General features: G+C 36.5%; 11 protein-coding genes. All 11 read right to left on the bottom strand.

Going from position 1 to position 18,052, the window contains the following annotated elements; translation table 11 throughout:
* Nucleotides 1-152: 152 nt before the first annotated feature.
* Nucleotides 153-506 (bottom strand): ADP-ribosylglycohydrolase family protein, encoded by a 354-nt coding sequence (locus H8744_RS11125; protein ID WP_262434890.1) that lies wholly within the window; start codon nucleotides 504-506, stop codon nucleotides 153-155.
* A complete protein-coding gene (locus H8744_RS11120) occupies nucleotides 479-2,374 on the bottom strand; it encodes a hypothetical protein (RefSeq protein WP_262434889.1) in 1,896 nt (631 codons plus the stop codon). Before H8744_RS11120 ends, H8744_RS11125 begins: the two co-directional genes overlap by 28 nt.
* The gene (locus H8744_RS11115; protein WP_262434888.1) at nucleotides 2,364-3,575 is read right to left on the bottom strand and encodes a hypothetical protein; all 1,212 of its coding nucleotides are present in this window, start codon (nucleotides 3,573-3,575) and stop codon (nucleotides 2,364-2,366) included. The genes H8744_RS11120 and H8744_RS11115 overlap by 11 nt, the downstream gene beginning before the upstream one ends.
* 58 nt (nucleotides 3,576-3,633) lie before the next feature.
* Nucleotides 3,634-4,536 carry a hypothetical protein gene (locus tag H8744_RS11110; RefSeq protein ID WP_262434887.1) on the bottom strand — a complete coding sequence of 301 codons (903 nt, stop codon included), beginning with the start codon at nucleotides 4,534-4,536 and terminating at the stop codon, nucleotides 3,634-3,636.
* Between the two features lie 267 nt (nucleotides 4,537-4,803).
* Nucleotides 4,804-6,006, bottom strand: a complete 1,203-nt coding sequence (locus H8744_RS11105; protein ID WP_262434886.1) for a hypothetical protein — start codon at nucleotides 6,004-6,006, stop codon at nucleotides 4,804-4,806.
* Complete coding sequence (locus H8744_RS11100) at nucleotides 5,996-6,778, bottom strand: hypothetical protein (RefSeq protein ID WP_262434885.1); 783 nt, start codon at nucleotides 6,776-6,778, stop codon at nucleotides 5,996-5,998. The genes H8744_RS11105 and H8744_RS11100 overlap by 11 nt, the downstream gene beginning before the upstream one ends.
* Before the next feature lie 4 nt (nucleotides 6,779-6,782).
* Complete coding sequence (locus H8744_RS11095; protein ID WP_262434884.1) at nucleotides 6,783-9,950, bottom strand: hypothetical protein; 3,168 nt, start codon at nucleotides 9,948-9,950, stop codon at nucleotides 6,783-6,785.
* Nucleotides 9,951-10,059: 109 nt separating this feature from the next.
* Nucleotides 10,060-11,541, bottom strand: a complete 1,482-nt coding sequence (locus H8744_RS11090) for a hypothetical protein (RefSeq protein ID WP_262434883.1) — start codon at nucleotides 11,539-11,541, stop codon at nucleotides 10,060-10,062.
* A 23-nt stretch (nucleotides 11,542-11,564) separates the two neighbouring features.
* Nucleotides 11,565-12,512 (bottom strand): hypothetical protein, encoded by a 948-nt coding sequence (locus tag H8744_RS11085; RefSeq protein ID WP_262434882.1) that lies wholly within the window; start codon nucleotides 12,510-12,512, stop codon nucleotides 11,565-11,567.
* Nucleotides 12,513-12,901: 389 nt separating this feature from the next.
* Entirely contained in the window at nucleotides 12,902-15,028 is a 2,127-nt protein-coding gene (locus H8744_RS11080; RefSeq protein ID WP_262434881.1) for a S8 family peptidase, read from the bottom strand.
* A gap of 6 nt (nucleotides 15,029-15,034) precedes the next feature.
* Nucleotides 15,035-18,046: a virulence factor SrfC family protein gene (locus tag H8744_RS11075; RefSeq protein WP_262434880.1), complete on the bottom strand. Its 3,012-nt coding sequence runs from the start codon at nucleotides 18,044-18,046 to the stop codon at nucleotides 15,035-15,037.
* Nucleotides 18,047-18,052: the final 6 nt, after the last annotated feature.

Raw genomic sequence — 18,052 nt, 5'->3', positions numbered from 1 at the left:
CCGGATAGATGCTTTTAGATCATATGCCTGCTACTTTTCCGCAAGAGATTTTCCCCCTTATTGTTAGTTTCTTGAACATATAAATATTTAATGTTGTTAATCGTCTGATATCAGTACAGATGCAGATTTAGCCGAAATCTAACAATATCAAACTATTTCATTATATATTTTGTCTTCTCTCGACCATAAAGATCATTTGCAATATGCAATACATCATGAAGTTCCAAATCTTCTTTGTAAAATTGAGGTATTGCCTTATATCCAATTGCAGCACCAAGAATGTTGCCAGTTACAGCTCGGATTGAATCGCTGTCACCGGCATGATTAACAGCAGCAATCATCGCTTTTCCAAAGTTATCAAAATAGGCAAGTGAACAAAAGATAGCAATAGCAACAGTTTTTTCAGCAATCCAGCCTCCACCTAATTCATTTTCAACCGTCCGAACATCATCAGTAGATATGTCTGACCAGGAATATGCTAAGGACAATGGATGAAATATTTCCAACTAGAAATATCTTGGCTACTTGTTGTACCGACAACGGTGATAACAGAACCATTAGAGAATGTAATCCACTCGTGTTGCTGTACGCTCGTTGCTGTCATTCCTGTATCAAATATGGGTGAGTTTTGTGGAATTTCATCTTCTCTGCAATTGTATACCTGTATTCTATCCGGTATAGAATATGTTTCCCAATCAAACAGGAAGCGACCGCTCTTCACCCCCATATTATAAGATTTTATTGCACGAATTCGATCACTTAAATCTACATCATCTCCCCCCTCGTTACACGGTGGTAACTGCAATAACAATGGGATGTCTCTTCTACCTTGAGATGCACTCATAAGTTCAAGCACCTCTACGTTACAAATCTTGTTTGAGTTTGTTGTATAATCGTTTTTTGATGCAACAATGCTAATAATTTCACCAACATACAAGTTTTTTATAGTAAATGTTCCATTACCACTCGATGTTGGGCTATTAATGCTTGAAATCGAAGAACTAAAAGACAATGTACATTGAGGCAATAACTCACCCGTCTCACCATCAATCGTCCTAAATGTCAAATCAGTTATCTTGGGTTGCATCTTGATAAATTCTCCGTCCGAGAACGATTTTATGATAGTTTCCTTAGGAATATAATATGGTAGCAAGTCTGAATGTATCTCCACTCGATCCCCTTTCATAGCTTTTACGTAGAAGATACCATTTCTATTGCTGATTTCATTCAAAGATTCATCTTTCCCGCTTATTGATTTAATCTGGATATCGTTTTTCACTCCAGATACAGGAACACCTGTTATGGAATCGACATTTTGGAACTGTTCCATATATGGTTCGGGCTCAATATAAACTGTTCTCCCACTTTCCGGCAGAGCTACAAATTGTTCAACTGTATATTTTTTGTCCAAAGTGCCATCTTTATATTGTCTCTTTGATGCTTTCAGTTCAATATTTGCCAAAACAAAAGCATCTTCATAAACACCCAAGCCCTTACCGTCAACATTGGTTATAGACTTACCACGTAAAACAGCACCGTTGCTTGAAGTCAAAATAATTTCAACAGTAGCTCCGGGGACAGGCTCTTTTGTGAATTTGTTCTTCACAAAATATGAGAATCGTTGTTTTAATGGAGTCAACTTAACTTGTGCCGAATCAGGATAGGCCAATACCGTAAGTACGTCCATCTTTAGGTTGATTGTGTCGACATAACCATAACTACAGACCCTTGACAAAGTCACACAACCACATTCAGGCACATTTTTAATAGTACATGTTCCCGCAGCAGAAGTTTGTATGGAGTCTTTGCGATTTCTACCATTTAAGTCGAACTCGTAAATAATGGTGGAACCGGCAAGAGGCTCTGCTGTTTCTCTATCAACTACAGTTAAGTCTACGTCTGTCGCTTTTGGTATCATATTAAGAGTTTTGTTCCATGTATAATGAAACTTACTTGTTTCCGGGACTTTGGCCTGTTTATGACAGTCTTCTGTTGCATTATAAGTTGCAGAGCTTAAGGCATAAAAAATGTATGAGAATACACTGCAATGCAAATCCGTGAACCTTCCGTTTCCGTCTTCGTCAGTTTCGACATCTTTGTGGACATTTTCATTTACAAAAAAACGTCCATCTTTAAACAAGTAATAAGTAGCATAATCAATAGACACATTTACGTGAGGTATTTCTTCTCCAGAAATAGAATCAACCGTATGAATATCTATATTCCTTTCACATCTTACGAACAACAACAATAAAGGAAGTAATAGCAACAGCCACAACCATTTCCAATTGCGTTTTTTTAATTGGAAAATATAGTCGGCCTGTCCATTAGAATACTTGAATCTCTTCTTAAAATTATAATCTTTATCTTTCATTGTCGTTATTCTTTTTGCTTAGACTTTCTCTGTATGAAGAGGTTATCATAAATCTTATATGATATTTGTTATTCTGTATGAATTGAGCTTTATCTATTTGCGCAACACCATTTTCGTCAGTCTGAGCGCTTATGCGTTTTTTCTTTGTGTTAATAACAAAAGGAAGATTTGGCAAAGGCTGACCGTCATAATCCAACAATGTAACTTTTATATACTCGGGAACAAGAGGTGCGGGTGAAATAGGGGTAACAGGGGGATTCGGGGATACTACTGAAGGCTGGGGCTCTTCTCTTTTTATTGTGATTTTAAAAACATTATTTTCGGATTCTTTTTGAACTATGAATGAACTTCTAGTTTCATTAGCTTCAACATTTACAATCGTATTTGGCAGTAGCTTGAGTTCTGCTTCAAAACGACCCTCTTCGTTTGTTTTAACAGCCACACCATCAACCATCATTTCGAAATCAGGAATGCGTTCCCCTTTTTGATCCTCTACAATAATAGTGTACCTAGTGAACCAATCGAATACTGCAGAGTAGTTGCCATCCTTTACGATTGTAAAGTCGTAATGATTAGTCGCATCTATATTTTCGATGACAAAGGTTTTATTAAGGAAGAGTTTACCTAAATGGAAATTCCCTTCTCCATCTGTTTCTATATTTTTTGTATTATTAAACAAATGCAGAATAAACGGGATATTTGAAGCAATGGAGCCATCCGAATAGTCAATATGTATAGTAACATCTTGTTGTGTCAAGGTTCTCGGAGCCAACAACAACATAGTAATAACATCTATTTTAGGGCCATTGGACTTGTTCTCAAATCCCCATTGTGCTAATGTTACTCGTATATTGCCTTCATCATTTCGATACCAAAAAATTTGTTCCTGAGATGGTATAGAAAACAAACTGTGTACATATGGTATCGCAGTTGACAGTGTTGCACAAACAACCTCCTTACACTCCTCCAGCCAAGTTGCGATTTCTTCCTTATCTGAAGCCGATGCTTCCACATAAGAGCGATACACAATAGCATCATCTCCATACCATACTCCATCTGTCGAAAACAGTTTTATTCCAGCGAAAGTTTTTGCATATTCGTTTGGCAACAACTGGTTTAGGCGAGCTTTTATATTGACGTAATTCTGACCATGAATCACATCATGTATCTTCATTAAAGACTGTCTTGAAATCTCTTTCATTCTATCGTTCTTTTTTATGGGCTTTTCGTAATCTCTATTCGAGAGTAGAAGGTTTATGCTATTCGAATTCCATTTCAATTTCCCGGAAACTCATATGACGGAATGGCCTGTGACGCAAACTCTCATAGTCTTTTCCATGGAATCGTCTCGCCATATGAATTTGTCTTGATGATAAAACAGTCCGTCCAAGTTTTTCTGATAGTCTAATAAAATCGCGTATGTCTTCTGCATCAAATATTTGACTATACACAATAAGCGCTAATTCGAAATCATATGTGTTTTTTGTAATATACTTCTTATCTTGCGAATTTTGATTTTGCCACCAAGCTCTAACCTCAAGAACCGTTCTTTCGCTACAATTCATCGATTGCAATTTTTGCTTTTGAAAAGATGCCATCTTTCTAATAGAGTCATTATGGAGCAATGTATCTTCTAGGAGCAATGTATCTTCTAGGAGCAATGTATCTTCTAGGAGCAATGTATCTCCTAGGAGCAATACCGTAGTTGAATCTTGACCAACACATAAAGCGTCTTCATTTATATCGTTTGTTGAGACATAAACGGCAGTAATAAACACAACTATGTCAATAAGACCTAAAATGCCAACTGTGATCAATATTTTCTTATTTCTATGCCGTACCGTACGTTTATTGTCTGAATTAACTTTGCGTTTATTCCTCCGACTGGTAACATCACACAGTTCTCCATTGCTGCTCCATTCTACCACGAAGCCGTTCTTGTTGTTTTGAATCCGCCTATCCAAATTCCGATCCGCTTCATAGTCCTCTTTATCTTTGATTATTACGCACTCAATCCCTCCTTTTTCGTTCACAAGATAAACTGTGTCCACCCCCACCATCAAATTGATTTGATAGCATTCAGACGGAATCCTAACTAACAAATTGCCGCTTTGTAATCCATAGCCTTGGCAATTACGAAATATGACCAAAAGTTTGTCCATTTTAGTTGAATTTTATTTAAGGCACAACTACAATTCGTTTAGATTTAAAAAGCTCATGCCGAAGACCTGCTTCAAAGTTTTCATAATACATAATATGAGATTTAGCCTGAAACATTTGTTTGTACTTTTCCACCTCTTCTTGTAATGAATGTGAACGAATATGGAATGGTGAATTAGCAAGATCAAACGCAGTTCGCCTTGTTGAACAGATAACACATCCTCCACACGACTTTAGTATTGTTTACGTTTGAGTCTCATTCTTTATAGCTACAAAGTATTTTCTATTTTTGATATATAAGTTCCATAATCGGTCTCGTTCATAACCTTAATGCCTTCCAAGATACCACTCAAAATCCTATTCAAATTAGTATGATAAGGATTGTACTTTTTCGTATCTATATGTTTCCCCTCAGAATAATTTCGAACCTTTAGTTGTACCATATCCTTTACTTCCTTTGCTGTATCTTTATCTGGGATCTGCCCTTGTTCTTGAAGATAAACAAGGATGGATTTCCTGAAGTGGTTGTTTGCTGCTCCTAGCGACGACATGGCATTCTCTATTCGCGCCATCACAGTTCGCTGTCCATCATTTAATTTTGGTAGATAATTACTGCTTATACTCTTAAATGACAGAATCCATTTTTTAACAGCGTTTTCATCGTATTTAGTATTCATAATGTTTATTGCAGATTGATAGAGTACGCCGACGTTGGACACAGATTTCAGGAATTCTATCTGCGTTTTTTGTTCAGTAGGCATTGGAATTCCAATTATTTTTAGATAATCAGAATATTCCGATATTGTTTGCTGTGCTAAATCAGCTTTAACATATTCTAATGTCTGTGAGTTTTTATATTCTTTATATAAATCATCTAAAGCCTGCAACTTTTGATTATATTGTTCTGTGACATTTTTTGCAATATCCACACTTTTCTTGAGGCCGTTAATCTCCTGCTCATGCTTAATACTATCCTGTTCCAAGGTTTTAACACGTGTTCCCAAATCACTAATAGTTGCATCCTTAATTTTAACTACTGAAGAATATTTGTCCACTAATTGATTGCGTTCTTGCTCCCAAGCTTGTTTTGCTTGCACCATTTGATTCTCGAAGTTTTCTCTTGAAAGCTGTTTCTGCAATGCCTTAATATTAGCATCTCGTTTTTTAATAGAATCGTTTAATGCAGAAAGTTCATCTTTTAATTCGTTCCAAGCGGACTGGTCATAGACTATCGCTTTTGAAGCTTTGTTTGTAAAGTAGTTCAGAAAAGCAGTTCGCAAAAGATTTTCACCCCAACCTTTTTGTACCGGATCAACGTCACCTTGTTTAGCCAATAGGTTACTGATTACTTTATCGACTACTTCTTGTTTTACACACACATATTGAGATTCTTGTGCATTTTGTGCGTACACAGAAAATGTGTTCATACAAAGGATTAAAACAATCCCAACAAAATGAAATTTATTCATCATCTTTTTTATTAAGTTCTTTATAATGTTCTTCCAACTGCTCCTTCCAAGAAGATGTATCTCCATTATAAACGCCTAAATTGGCTTTAGCGGCGTTCAACTCACTTTTTGCAGGGTTAGTGCACTGCAAATAAAATGAGACTACAGATTGACAATATGCCTTGCGTCGGGATTCATAAGCAGATGACTGTGATAAATTTTCCATCTTCTTACGTATTGCGATGCATTTTATTTTTGAATTTCCTAAAAACTTTTTTGCTTCAGCCATCTTTGTTGTCTCATGACTTTTGTCATACGATGTACGATAACTTGAGACACTTTGTCTTCCAACAGCAGTCTGCGTAAAAGATTCTGCATCATCATGAAGCTTTTTCAATGTTTTAATATCGTCTAATCCAGGAACTTGGGGATATGCCTTCAGTTCATCAAACAGACTTTTAAATAAGGAATGAGAATTACTTGCAACACATCCACTATGCAGTATGGTGTTGGCATCCCTAACTAAGAGTTTACTATATTCTGTTTCCAAAAGAGTGGAGGCAGACATACGTTCACTGTTCTTCTTGAGCATAGAGATCTGCTTGTCTCTAATTTCTAAATATACACTTTTATCCCAAGGGTTTGTCGCCATTTCATTGATATGCTTTTCAACTAGTTTATATGACTGGGACTTATAAGTCGGCTCCTCTTCATCTGTTGTTGAAGTGGAACACTGAGTACAGCTGGACAAGCTTAGACATGCCGCTGCAATAATAATCATTAAATATTTATTCATAATTTTATTTGGATTTATCAATTAGCAGAAAAGGCTTTGAAAAACTCATTCCCATATCCTTTTTCCAATGATTAAATGTAGCTCTATTTTTCCTATATCCATCAGCATATTTGATAACTTTATATTGATCTGTGCTGAAACATGATTCATAGTTATCTAATTCTTGAATTTGTCCACAGTTTGTTGCATTAAAGAACTTTTTATATCCCTCAATTGCCCTAGGAAAGTTGTATTTTTCTAAAATTTGTTCTTTTTGTTCTTTTGTTAAATCTCCCCACCATATTTCGACTTTCTTCACTGTATCAATATTGCATTCTATAGCATGTAGCAAAGTTTTTTTAGAAGCAATTATACCCATCAGCTTCTGTTCAAGAGCTAAAGCTTCTTTGAGTTGAGTTGTGATGCCTTCAACTTCTTTATAGACATCACTATTTTTCTGTTTCTCAAATATTTTAAGAAACGAACCACATTCTTCAAGATTCTTAACGTCTAACTTCGAATAGGCCACTTTAAGAATATATTTTACTACTTTCTCATTTTTTGTATTTGATAAAACTGTGTTGTATTTTTCAAATACACTTTCCAAAGGGTCTTTAGGATTAATTGAGTCCTCTATTTTTTTCAGCTTAATCTGAATAGGACTATTAATTTTGACCATCGTATTTTTCGCCTCATAATTTTTGCTTACATCTTTTATTCTTCTTAAAATCCGTTCTAATATAGATGAATCTATATCCGACAGCCTAAATGGTACAGAATCCTCTGTGAAACTTGCATATAGATCACGTCCTAACAATTGACTATAGACTTTGTGTTCGGCGGAATCTTTATTCCAAATGACATCAATATAGCAACTATCATTGCTACAACCATAACGAAGTAACTTCGTTCCATTTATTTCTATATTATTGATTTTCTCTCCAAATGTATCTGGGTCGTCAGCAACAGAAATATAAATTCTCATTAAGCTTATGGCCGGTTCAGGCTTTAGATACATCCACGCCATACCTGCACAGAAAACAATCAGAAGAAGTGCAGATACAGATAAGAAAAACTTATTTCTGAACAGCTTCACCAAATTGTTCTTAGGCTTTTTATATTGAACGGACACATTGGAGTTGTCGTCATAAGAGATTACAAAACCATTTTTCTTGTTTTTTGTACTTTCTTCCTGATTGTATTTTTGGACATCCTTACGTACAGTACACAATGATTCGCCTTTCTCGTTTACGATAGTAAGACTAAGAGATCCGAATGATTTTGTTTCAGAATCTTCTTTTATTGGAATTTGTTTTTCTGATGTTTGAATGTATAATCCCTTGCAACCATGAAACTTCAAAGAAATTTTTGCATTTTGAATAATGTCTAATGGTTTTGAACTTTGAACACGACTCAATTCTATAGATACTATATTATGATCTGTGCTTTTCGTTTTTTTATACAGTTCATTATCTATAATCACATATTCCAATTCAATATCACTAAGTGGAAAAATTCTATTTTCCACTTCGTTCATTGAAGGACTATTCTCGTTTAGTTTGTAAGAAAAAAACTGCTTATCGCTATCCTTGAGCTTAACGAACAGAATCAATGGGTAAATTCGCCCTTCTGATTCTTCGAACAAATACCTTTGTCCATTGATGTATAAATTGCCTCTATTGATATCTTCATCTGACTTAATTTTTATCTTAAATCCAGGTTTAAAAAATACTGTATTTTTTCGAGATTCCGTTGAAATACAAAAATCCCAATCTTGAATAAGAGATTTTATATCATTTGGAATAATTACTTCAAAACTTAATTTTTTTGAAGTAATGGTTAAGACGTTGTTACCATAAGACAATTCAGTTTCAGGGTTTGCTTTGTCGAAATTGCCTGAAGAAAGAGAAATTTTTTTGGGCAAATACAAATTGACACATTGACTAGAAACGTTGGCAATAGGTATTTTCAACTTAATATTTCCTTCCAAGCAGATATAAAAAAATTTATCGGAAACGCCATAAGCTACCTCCACCTTAAATGAAATCATGTTTACAACTACATTCACAGGTGTATTACTTTCAATAATTTTTTCCGGTAAAAAAGAACTAACAATCAACACACGATCTGTGCCATTTTTGCATGGTTTTACAAAGATATCATATTCTCGATTTAAAAGATTGCCTGGAACAATTACCCTGTCCTCCCTTATTGGGTACAAAGGCTGTGTTCCTTTTTCTTGTATATAGATTATATCATCTGGTACATTCTGACTATTAAGAGTGAATCTTACTTCGTAATTTCTATACTCAAAACTAACGTTACCTATCGAAATGGTTTTGTTCTTTTCTATGAGTTTACCTTGATCAATAAGTTGGAGTATCTTACCTGTCAATGATAAATCCTCGCAGTACTGCCTATGCATAATAATACAAACATTATCTGCGACAATATTGACAGGATGATGACCTGTTGCTGGACACTCCTTACCATTAATTATCAATTTGGCTACTTCTTTGTTGTCTCCGACATAAAGTTGAGGAAGTTTTTCTGGTTCAGAAACCTTCTCTATAACAGTTTCTTTAAAATTGAGCCTAAGTGATTCTGGACTTTGATTATATAAATCACGGCTCATGAACATCACTTCTTGACACTTGAAAAACTCCTTTCTATATGGACTTTCAAAAAATTCGTCAACTTCAGATATGTCCTCATATATTTTTAGATGAGGGCCGTCATCTTGCTCAGAAGGCTTATGTTCAAACAACTCACCTTCAGGAACGACCTGTAACTTATCCATAAATGAGTTATATTGGTCAATACTATCATATTTCCCATCATAGTAAGTACCAAATACAGGGTGAACGAATTCCTTGAAATAGAAATCCATTATAGAATCAAGAGATTTGCGCAAATCAAGAACTCTCAATGTGTGGGGAATATATAGAGTAATTGCCACATATGCACCTGTACCACTGTCATTGCAGGAGCGATATATCGTGAAGACTTTGTAATCATCTGTGAACTCAACAGCATATGTTGTAAGATTTATCAGATTGAACCTTACAAATGAGCGGATGTCTTTTATCGTGTCGTTAATAGACTTGATTCTATAATCAACACCTCGACTACAAAAAACACGATGGCCACCTTTACAGCCCCAAACGATTAATCCTATATCATATCTTTGCATATATTAAAAATTATGTGAGAATTACCTTCTATCGATAACAACCGAAACTTATTTTGCATAATTACCTAATTAGACGCATATAGACGTCAATTAACAATCCAAATATTGATTAATTTGATCCAAAAACACGTCCCAAAAAACTTGTATTTTCGCCTGCGGTCACATCTGAAATAAAGTTAACAATACTTTCTGAATCTGTTGGGTCGTAAGCATAAGTATTACCCACCAATAGCTTCCCTAGACTAAATGCCATAACATAGGGTTTATAACCGATTGCTTTATTTATTCCAAACTTACTACAAGCATTTTCCAATGCAGTCATAAATGCAGCAAAGTTGTTTGAGATATACTTTAAAGCAATATCTGTTCTTTGGTCACGGTCTGTACATTCCATCAAATCACTCTTTGTGACAATAACTGCTACCGTATCAACTTTGCTTAAAGTGCAGCCATCTGAATAGTTCCGCCCTGTACCATCAGTTGACAAAATCTGTAATGCCGTATTAAGAACCCTTCTTTGTTTATCTTCATTTGATTGATTGTTTATACCTTTTACTAAGCTATAATCAAGAATGAAAATTAACAATTTGCGATTTTGGCTTCTAAGGCAAGAGCCTGCCCCCAACTCGCCCCAAGCACTGTATCCTCTCTTGTGACTTTCATAAACTTGCTCGAAGGCTTCACCGCCAATCTCCACAAAAGTGAGCAAATTCTGACGTTTTTTCAATTTGAGGTCTAATTTCATGAAACTTATAGAATCCGCCTGAGTGGAAACAGGGAATTTCCCTCGCCTTGTTGATTCGATGAGACCATAGTAATACTCGCTTACCAAATCCTGGTCATTCTGATTCCAATGTGGCTGATAGATAGCAACACCCCGTTTGTCCATATTAGACAAGATGCCTGCTAAAACAGAGGATTTCCCTCCACGCGGAACTCCAAAGAAATACACATCCGTTCTTTTTTCTATTGGGAATGTTCCTAAATCAGAAATGTTTGTCTGCACAAGGAATTGATCTTCTGCGATAAGATTTTCAATTTTTATGTTCGAAGGAATGATTCCTTTGTTTCTGAGATCTTCATATGAAATCTTTTGACCACTTGCCAAAAATTTAGATGTGATATCTGGTAAATTTCTTAATGCCTCTAATTCCTCTGGACGGCTAACTCCTTCCAATAGCTTCTTTACACCTTCTGCCTTAAAAAGCCATGGTTCTTCACGCATAGACTCAAACAGTTCTGTTTTCAGCTTTTCTAATTTTATCGCTATGTCATCAATTGCAGCTTTAGCATATGCAACGTACTTTCCTCGATACTCTGGCGGCCATTTATCATATTTGCGCAGATAATATTCATAACCTTCATAACCTTCGGTTGTGGTTGTATGCTTGCGTGTTGCCAATGCCCAATCTTCTTCGTCCTCAATGATTACGTGTCTTCTATTATTAAGCTCTGTTTCTAATTGAGGACGTCTAGGGGCGGCAAGCCCACAAGCATATATTTCATCCTTGGTAACGACATGCCCCTCTATCATGTCTGCAAGTTCTATTATAGAGTAGGAGTTAACTCGAAGGGGATCAAATTCATTCATAATTTACTTGATTATTTTATATGTTATACCTCCTCAGGTGTATTATTTTGATTAGCTGTAGCTGATGATTTTCGGCTTCTACCATATACAACAGGGCCACCATCTTTGCCACTATATTTTTGAGGTCCCGATTGTGACCAATCTTTTCCTCTTAAATAAGGGAATAGTACTATAATTTGAAGTATAATTATAATGATGATAGCCAAAAAGCTATAATCAGACACGCTAGGATTTGTTACTTGATTTGCAAGGTTCACGGTGGAGTCAATATGAGGGTCGTATGATTCGCCTGTTGCTTTTACCCATTCATTCTTCTCCGACAAACGTATCAATTCTACTTTCCAGTCTTCGGTATTCTTATCTAATTGAGTTAAGTATTCAGTTACTGTCCATGGAATCCAGAATTGAATAGATTGCTCACAATCTGACAAGAATTTCTGGGATTGATTCTTGAGTCTTTCGTAAGCTCCTTCTCCCATCATTTCATCTTCAAACTCTGAAACCGCTAAATTTACAGTACCTTCATCGGCATAATCCTTCTTCATGGCATTTCTGTACGTAGCAGCCAGTTCTACTACATATGATTGGTAGCTCCCCCCTTTGTTGTCGTCACCAAACACTCGTCTTAACTCTTGAATCCGATTTAGAGCTTTAGGGCGAACTTCAGACTTTACTTCAGTCTGCACTGCCACAAAGTGTGCGAAGCCATTAATGGTAAGCAACACCATTATCGCGTATGTCACAAGACATGCAATCTCTTTTGTTTTTGCATTTTTCCTGTTATAACCAGATCCTGGGTTTGTCCACTTGTTCAGAAAGAACACGTCTATCCCCATAATAGCCAATATAGCAAAAAGTAAAATAACACTCACTAAAAGAGAATCACCATGACCATAGTTAAATCCCATGGCAAAACAGCAAGACCAAACCAACAATCCTACTACCCACAAAATATTCAAGAAAATCTTCATTGTAATTATATTTTTTAAAGTTTAATCAAATTGAAATTGAAAATGTTTGCTGTCTCCATCTTATTTTTCGCATTACCATCAGCCTTTCTGTTACGGTCCGGTTTCAAAACAAACTTGTATGGATTATAACTTTTGCCTGTGTTTGAATTTCTTGCAGGTTCTAATTGGTCAATAAAGACTTGGTCGTCGGATATTGAAACAGTTAAATTTGCGGAATAGTCGTACCCGGCAGGCTCGATGATGTCTAATCGTGCATTTGAAGTACCATTGAACGTAAAGTATATGACAACTTCGTCTTCTTGCTCATTATACAACGATGTAGTACTCTTCCAACGCCCTAACAACTGGTCAACACTGACATCTTTAGGAATTGAGAGAGTATCAGGTTGCTAAATACATCCAGGATGATTCTTCCTTAATTTCTCCAATTCTGCAAGCAATTCATTATACCTTTCATTAATCTTTGAGCATTCATCGGCATCACAGTATTCGACATTTAATGCTTTTGCGAAGTCTACTATCGGACCAACATCAGACGTGCTGGGATTGCCCGTCTGACGAAGAATTTGTGCAAGTTCCGCAACAGAAAGACCGGGATCATTACTTTTCAAAAGTGCGCACCCACCGGCTACAATCGGTGCAGCCATGCTGGTTCCATCCATAAAAGTGTATCTATTTCCCGGAATCGCATTAAATATTCGTACCCCCGGAGCAGAAACAGTGGACATATCACCATAATTGCTAAAAGATGCTTTCTGCTTATCGGGTTGTACAGCAGAAACCTTTATCACATTCTCGCTTCTCTGCATAGGGTCTAATCCGATTAAGCAGTTTTCATTACCTCCTGCCAATACAAAAGTTACGTTGTTTTGCCGTGCTATGTTAAACAAATGATTCCATACGTGTTCTTCCTGTAAGAACATATTGGCACGAAAATTTTTTTGAATATACACGGGAGCGAATTGTACAAAAGGGCCAAAAGACATTCCCAAGGACATATTTACAACATCTGCACCATTATTTATTGCATATATTACAGCATCTAATATTGCAGAAGTTGTCATGTTGCCTTGTGCATCTCCAACTTGTATCGGCATCAACTTGCATTTGGGCGCAATGCCCGAAATACCAGTACTATTATCTGCATTTCCAATGGCTGTAGCAGCAACATGCGTTCCATGTCCGCTTGGCGATGGCATAACATTCATTGAATGATATACCGCGTTATATAACTTTACGATTTTGCCCTTTAACTCCGAATGATTTAAGTCAAATCCATCATCAATGACTGCAACTACAACATCTTCAGAACCCATAGTCACATTCCACGCATCAAATACAGAGCATTCATCAAAATACCAACGCTTGTTAGCATCCCTTAATTCGGGATCATTGGGCTGATATGAACTCTTGTACATTGTCTCAGGGATAACAACAAGTCCAAATTCCGCAAACTCATTTGGAAGTTTCTCTTCAAATTCATCTCTTTCTTCCGATGGCAAAGTTAATGTCACTCTTCGAATTAACGTGTCGGGATTTGACAAGATATACTTCTTGCCATCATTGTATCGCTGACGAAAACTCTTGGCAAAATCATCAATTGTAACACCATCTTTAGTAATCAAAAGTAATAATCGATTGTTTACCACGTATCTAAGCGAATCTTTGCTAAGAACCACCTGTGTTGAATCAATATCCGGTGAAACAAGCATTACGGAACTTGATGAACATCCTTTACCTAAAAGGCAGGCTGAAATTATAGCTGCGGCTAATAGCGATGCCAAAAGCCAATGCCACCATTTATTCTTTTTCATCTTACCGCTATCTTCCGTTCTGTTTGTCGTATTGCCAGCTGAGCCCGAGTTTGAGGATGCGGTTTCTGTAATTTGGCCTTCCGATAGTGTTGTATCCGTAACAGTAGCAACAGCATTGATTACAGCAGAATTACCGAAATTATCGTGAGCAACAATGCCGCTATTATCCCGAGTATCCTCATCTGAAATTTGGGTTTCATTCGATGTCGAATTATGATCCAGTATCATATCATCAATGGAAATAGGCATACCTATCGGTGCAAAATCGCCTCTTTTAGACATCCCCCACTCCGTGATAACAACCTTGTTGTTTGCGCAATAAACAGAATCTTTAGAAGAATATGTAATTGCTGCATATAGAAGTTGCTTTACACGGTCTTCTGCATTTTGAAAGGCATTGGCATATGATTGAAGAGCTTCTTGGAGAATCCCAAAGTATCTGGTAAAATCTTCACCACTTAAATCGCTTAAACGCGAAGGAATATCTTCGAAAACATCCGTAGTCCACACAATAGATTCGTTGACCATATTCCCTATAAATGTGGCCTTTGCCAAAAGATTGTGATATTCCTCCGGTATTAAAGAATTCCTTACTCCTATCAGGCCGTTGATTCGATTTTGATTCCTTATAACAGCCTTTCCCTCGCATAGAGTGAGGTTGTAGGATTTAAGAACGGTAGTAGACAGTTCAATTGCCCCCATCAGCATTTATTTATTGATTGATTGAAGGGATTGCAATATTTCACTAGACTCCACAAGATCCCTCATGTCCGCTTGTTCAACTATACCAGTTACAATCAAAGTACGAAGAGCATTATTCATGTTTACGTCATATTTAGGTATTCCCTGTGTTGCCAAGAATGAAACCTTCATAAGTTCTGTCCATTTATAGTACTCCTGATAATTAGAAAAATGTTTGAGCTTATTTCTATCAACAGGAATCTCATTCAGTATCTTATCCACGTTGTCAAATATGTTAAAGACCTCAGGCAGATTCTCTCTAACTCCTTTTTCGTCAAATTCTACTGTTCCAAACACCTCTGACTGCAATTCCAAGTCAAAGCGATTATGTGATATGGTTGATTTGACATTCTCCCACATTTCTTTCTCATAGTAAGCAGCCCCCACTGTGTTAACGAAGCGGTTTATCATTTCTGCGCATATATCAGCTAACATATCAGCCATGTCATCAACAGAGCTTGAAGACGACACAAATGGATGTATTTTTTTGGCTATTCTATCTGATAATTTGAGTTTATCTCGATATAAGACAGAAGTATTGTCAAGAAGTTTCTTCAATTCCCTTTCGCTTAACCCACGCTCTATAAAATCTTGATAATGTTCAAGTGAAAGATGTGTACTGACCCACATTTGTTCAACCGAATCGGCTATAATACGGCTGAAATTCATAACCTTAGGTGGATTTATTATATCCTCCAACGTCAGCTTCCTTTCATCAAGCCATTCTTGAAGTTTTTCGTCTGTCTCGATGCTATATGCTGTCTCGATGCGATTTTTATTTTCGTCAAATGACAGTGAATTATCCACATTGGCTCTAGCGCGAATAGCAAACAATGCACTTAAATCTGTTTCATTGACAACTACAGTGTTGTTCACAATATCCATTACCACATCGTGCAAATTCTCTTCATCTATAACCATATTACTTATAAAATCAGAGAAGAAATATTTGTCACGTCCAAACAGGACATCAAAAGTCAAAGATATTTCACCTGCCGCCTGAATTTGCCTTTTCAATTCCAAATCGCTATTGTCATCATGGTATAGCACATATAGTGAATTTACTAACAGGCCAAATGTTTCTTGACTTACTCTCAAGAACTGCGCATCGCGGGACGTCGACATACTAGCAGCAGAACGACCTAAGTTCTCTATTATCCATGCAGATCCGTCTTTGCCAACAGTCGCGGCTTCATTCCAAGATTTATTTGCATCTTCAAAATGTTTTTCAACAAATTCGTTCTCCAAGAAAGATTGTTTAAGTTGAGGTATAAAAGTGCTATACTCATCACTTACCTTTGTTTCGCCTTGGAGTCTACCGTCTGGTTTATAAATTAACTTCCACAAATTCTCGTTGTCTCTTTCTTGATAACCCTCAAATAATCCTCCTTGGCATGAATATTCAAAAGACCTTAAGAGATATATATTTTTGAATGGATTTCCCGGTGTCCATTGATTTAACCAATTATTTTCTCTTGTAGGCGCAATAAGATTCTCCAACATCTCGAATCGTTTAGTCCATCTGTAGTGCATGGCATTTTGTCTGTCTTCTGCATCGCCCTTACTATCGTCCGGGTTCTTGGTTAAATCAATATTAAATTTGGTACCAATCAAAAACAAAGGCGATATTTCTGCATTCTGCATGAAACTCTCTCGTTCTTCAGGAGTTTTACCTATAGTACTTTCAACCCATCCCTTCAGCAAAGAAGACAAGGTAACAACCTCACTTTTGACATCGTGATGACAGAAAAGCAAGTTAGTAATAAGATATTGCTGCGAATATTTATTAAACAAATATGCAACTTTACCGCGAAGAATCATCTCACAAGCATCGGTTTCAGAAATGATGTTCGCTTCAATCATTTTACGGCTTCTCGCTCCAGGAAAATCAAGGATATCACTATTTTTAAGGAAGGGCTTTTCTTCCAAGAGCTTACCATTATCTTTTTGAGGATTAGCTATCGTGAAAGCCAGTTCCATGGCTAATGCACAGAATTCACTTTTATTTATGCCTTCCAATCTAGTTCCTTTCTCGGTCAAAACAGCCATTGACGGCTCATCTGCTTTTTTAATTGCGCGTCTATCTCCGTTGTTATCAATCACTTCGGAGATTCCAAACAACTCATATAGCCGATCTACGTGCAAAATTGTGCCATATTTTCTTAAAACAGCCTCCATTTTAATGTACACTGTGCGCGAAAAGTCCAACCTCTTGAGGGTTGATATTAATGTATTGAAGACATTAGTAAGTATCTCATTTTTATTCCAAAGGAATTCGAATACATCTCCCCATTGTTCTTCTGGGATATGGCTAATAAGCAAAGCCAAATTCTCTAAATATTTAGTATCAACAAGTGCCTCCCTAAATGCTTCGCCTCGCGAAACCAACCCAGAATTCAAATATTCCTTTAGTTCAAAGATCTCATCTTCAGTTATAATATCTTGGACGGGATTTCTATCGTGGTAAGCATTCTCGAGTCTTGCAATTTCTTCTTTTACAAAATCCGATTTGGGAAAATCATGGTTTATGACATCGTTATAATAAGCATCCAACAAGACAACTACAACATCTATAGGTGTCAACATAGTTGCCTTTATTGAATATTCAGGATCATGATCATCCCAAACTTTACGTGTTGTAAAACGTGATATAAGGCTTGTAGCTTCCTTACCTCCACCTAATGGATTGATAGACTCTAAAAAGCCTGTAGGTTCACCTTTATCATTGTATATATTAAGAACCTCGGTCTCGCTCGTCAATAAGCAATCTACCATATATGATTTTCCAACTTGACTCTCACCGAATATAGCTGCAGCGGGATTTACCTCGTTTGCATATAACAGTCTTTTAAGTTTTATGCGGTTGGATATTAAATTGCTCCTAAAATCCGCAAGTTCCTGACCACGCAGATATACATGTCCCCATTCTAACGCTTTTGCATTAGCAGACAATTGAGATTTTATACTATTACTGTTCATAAAAAT

Origin of the sequence: Jilunia laotingensis, from assembly GCF_014385165.1 — a bacterium.
In the GTDB taxonomy this organism is placed as follows: domain Bacteria; phylum Bacteroidota; class Bacteroidia; order Bacteroidales; family Bacteroidaceae; genus Bacteroides; species Bacteroides laotingensis.
The sequence above is the reverse complement of the archived record's forward strand: the minus strand, read 5'-3'. Positions and strand labels throughout refer to the sequence as shown.

Coding starts and splice junctions, on each gene's coding strand:
- H8744_RS11120 (WP_262434889.1), bottom strand. CDS start 2,374: ATGAAAGATAAAGATTATAATTTTAAGAAGAGATTCAAGTATTCTAAT.
- H8744_RS11115 (WP_262434888.1), bottom strand. CDS start 3,575: ATGAAAGAGATTTCAAGACAGTCTTTAATGAAGATACATGATGTGATT.
- H8744_RS11110 (WP_262434887.1), bottom strand. CDS start 4,536: ATGGACAAACTTTTGGTCATATTTCGTAATTGCCAAGGCTATGGATTA.
- H8744_RS11105 (WP_262434886.1), bottom strand. CDS start 6,006: ATGATGAATAAATTTCATTTTGTTGGGATTGTTTTAATCCTTTGTATG.
- H8744_RS11100 (WP_262434885.1), bottom strand. CDS start 6,778: ATGAATAAATATTTAATGATTATTATTGCAGCGGCATGTCTAAGCTTG.
- H8744_RS11095 (WP_262434884.1), bottom strand. CDS start 9,950: ATGCAAAGATATGATATAGGATTAATCGTTTGGGGCTGTAAAGGTGGC.
- H8744_RS11090 (WP_262434883.1), bottom strand. CDS start 11,541: ATGAATGAATTTGATCCCCTTCGAGTTAACTCCTACTCTATAATAGAA.
- H8744_RS11085 (WP_262434882.1), bottom strand. CDS start 12,512: ATGAAGATTTTCTTGAATATTTTGTGGGTAGTAGGATTGTTGGTTTGG.
- H8744_RS11080 (WP_262434881.1), bottom strand. CDS start 15,028: ATGGGGGCAATTGAACTGTCTACTACCGTTCTTAAATCCTACAACCTC.
- H8744_RS11075 (WP_262434880.1), bottom strand. CDS start 18,046: ATGAACAGTAATAGTATAAAATCTCAATTGTCTGCTAATGCAAAAGCG.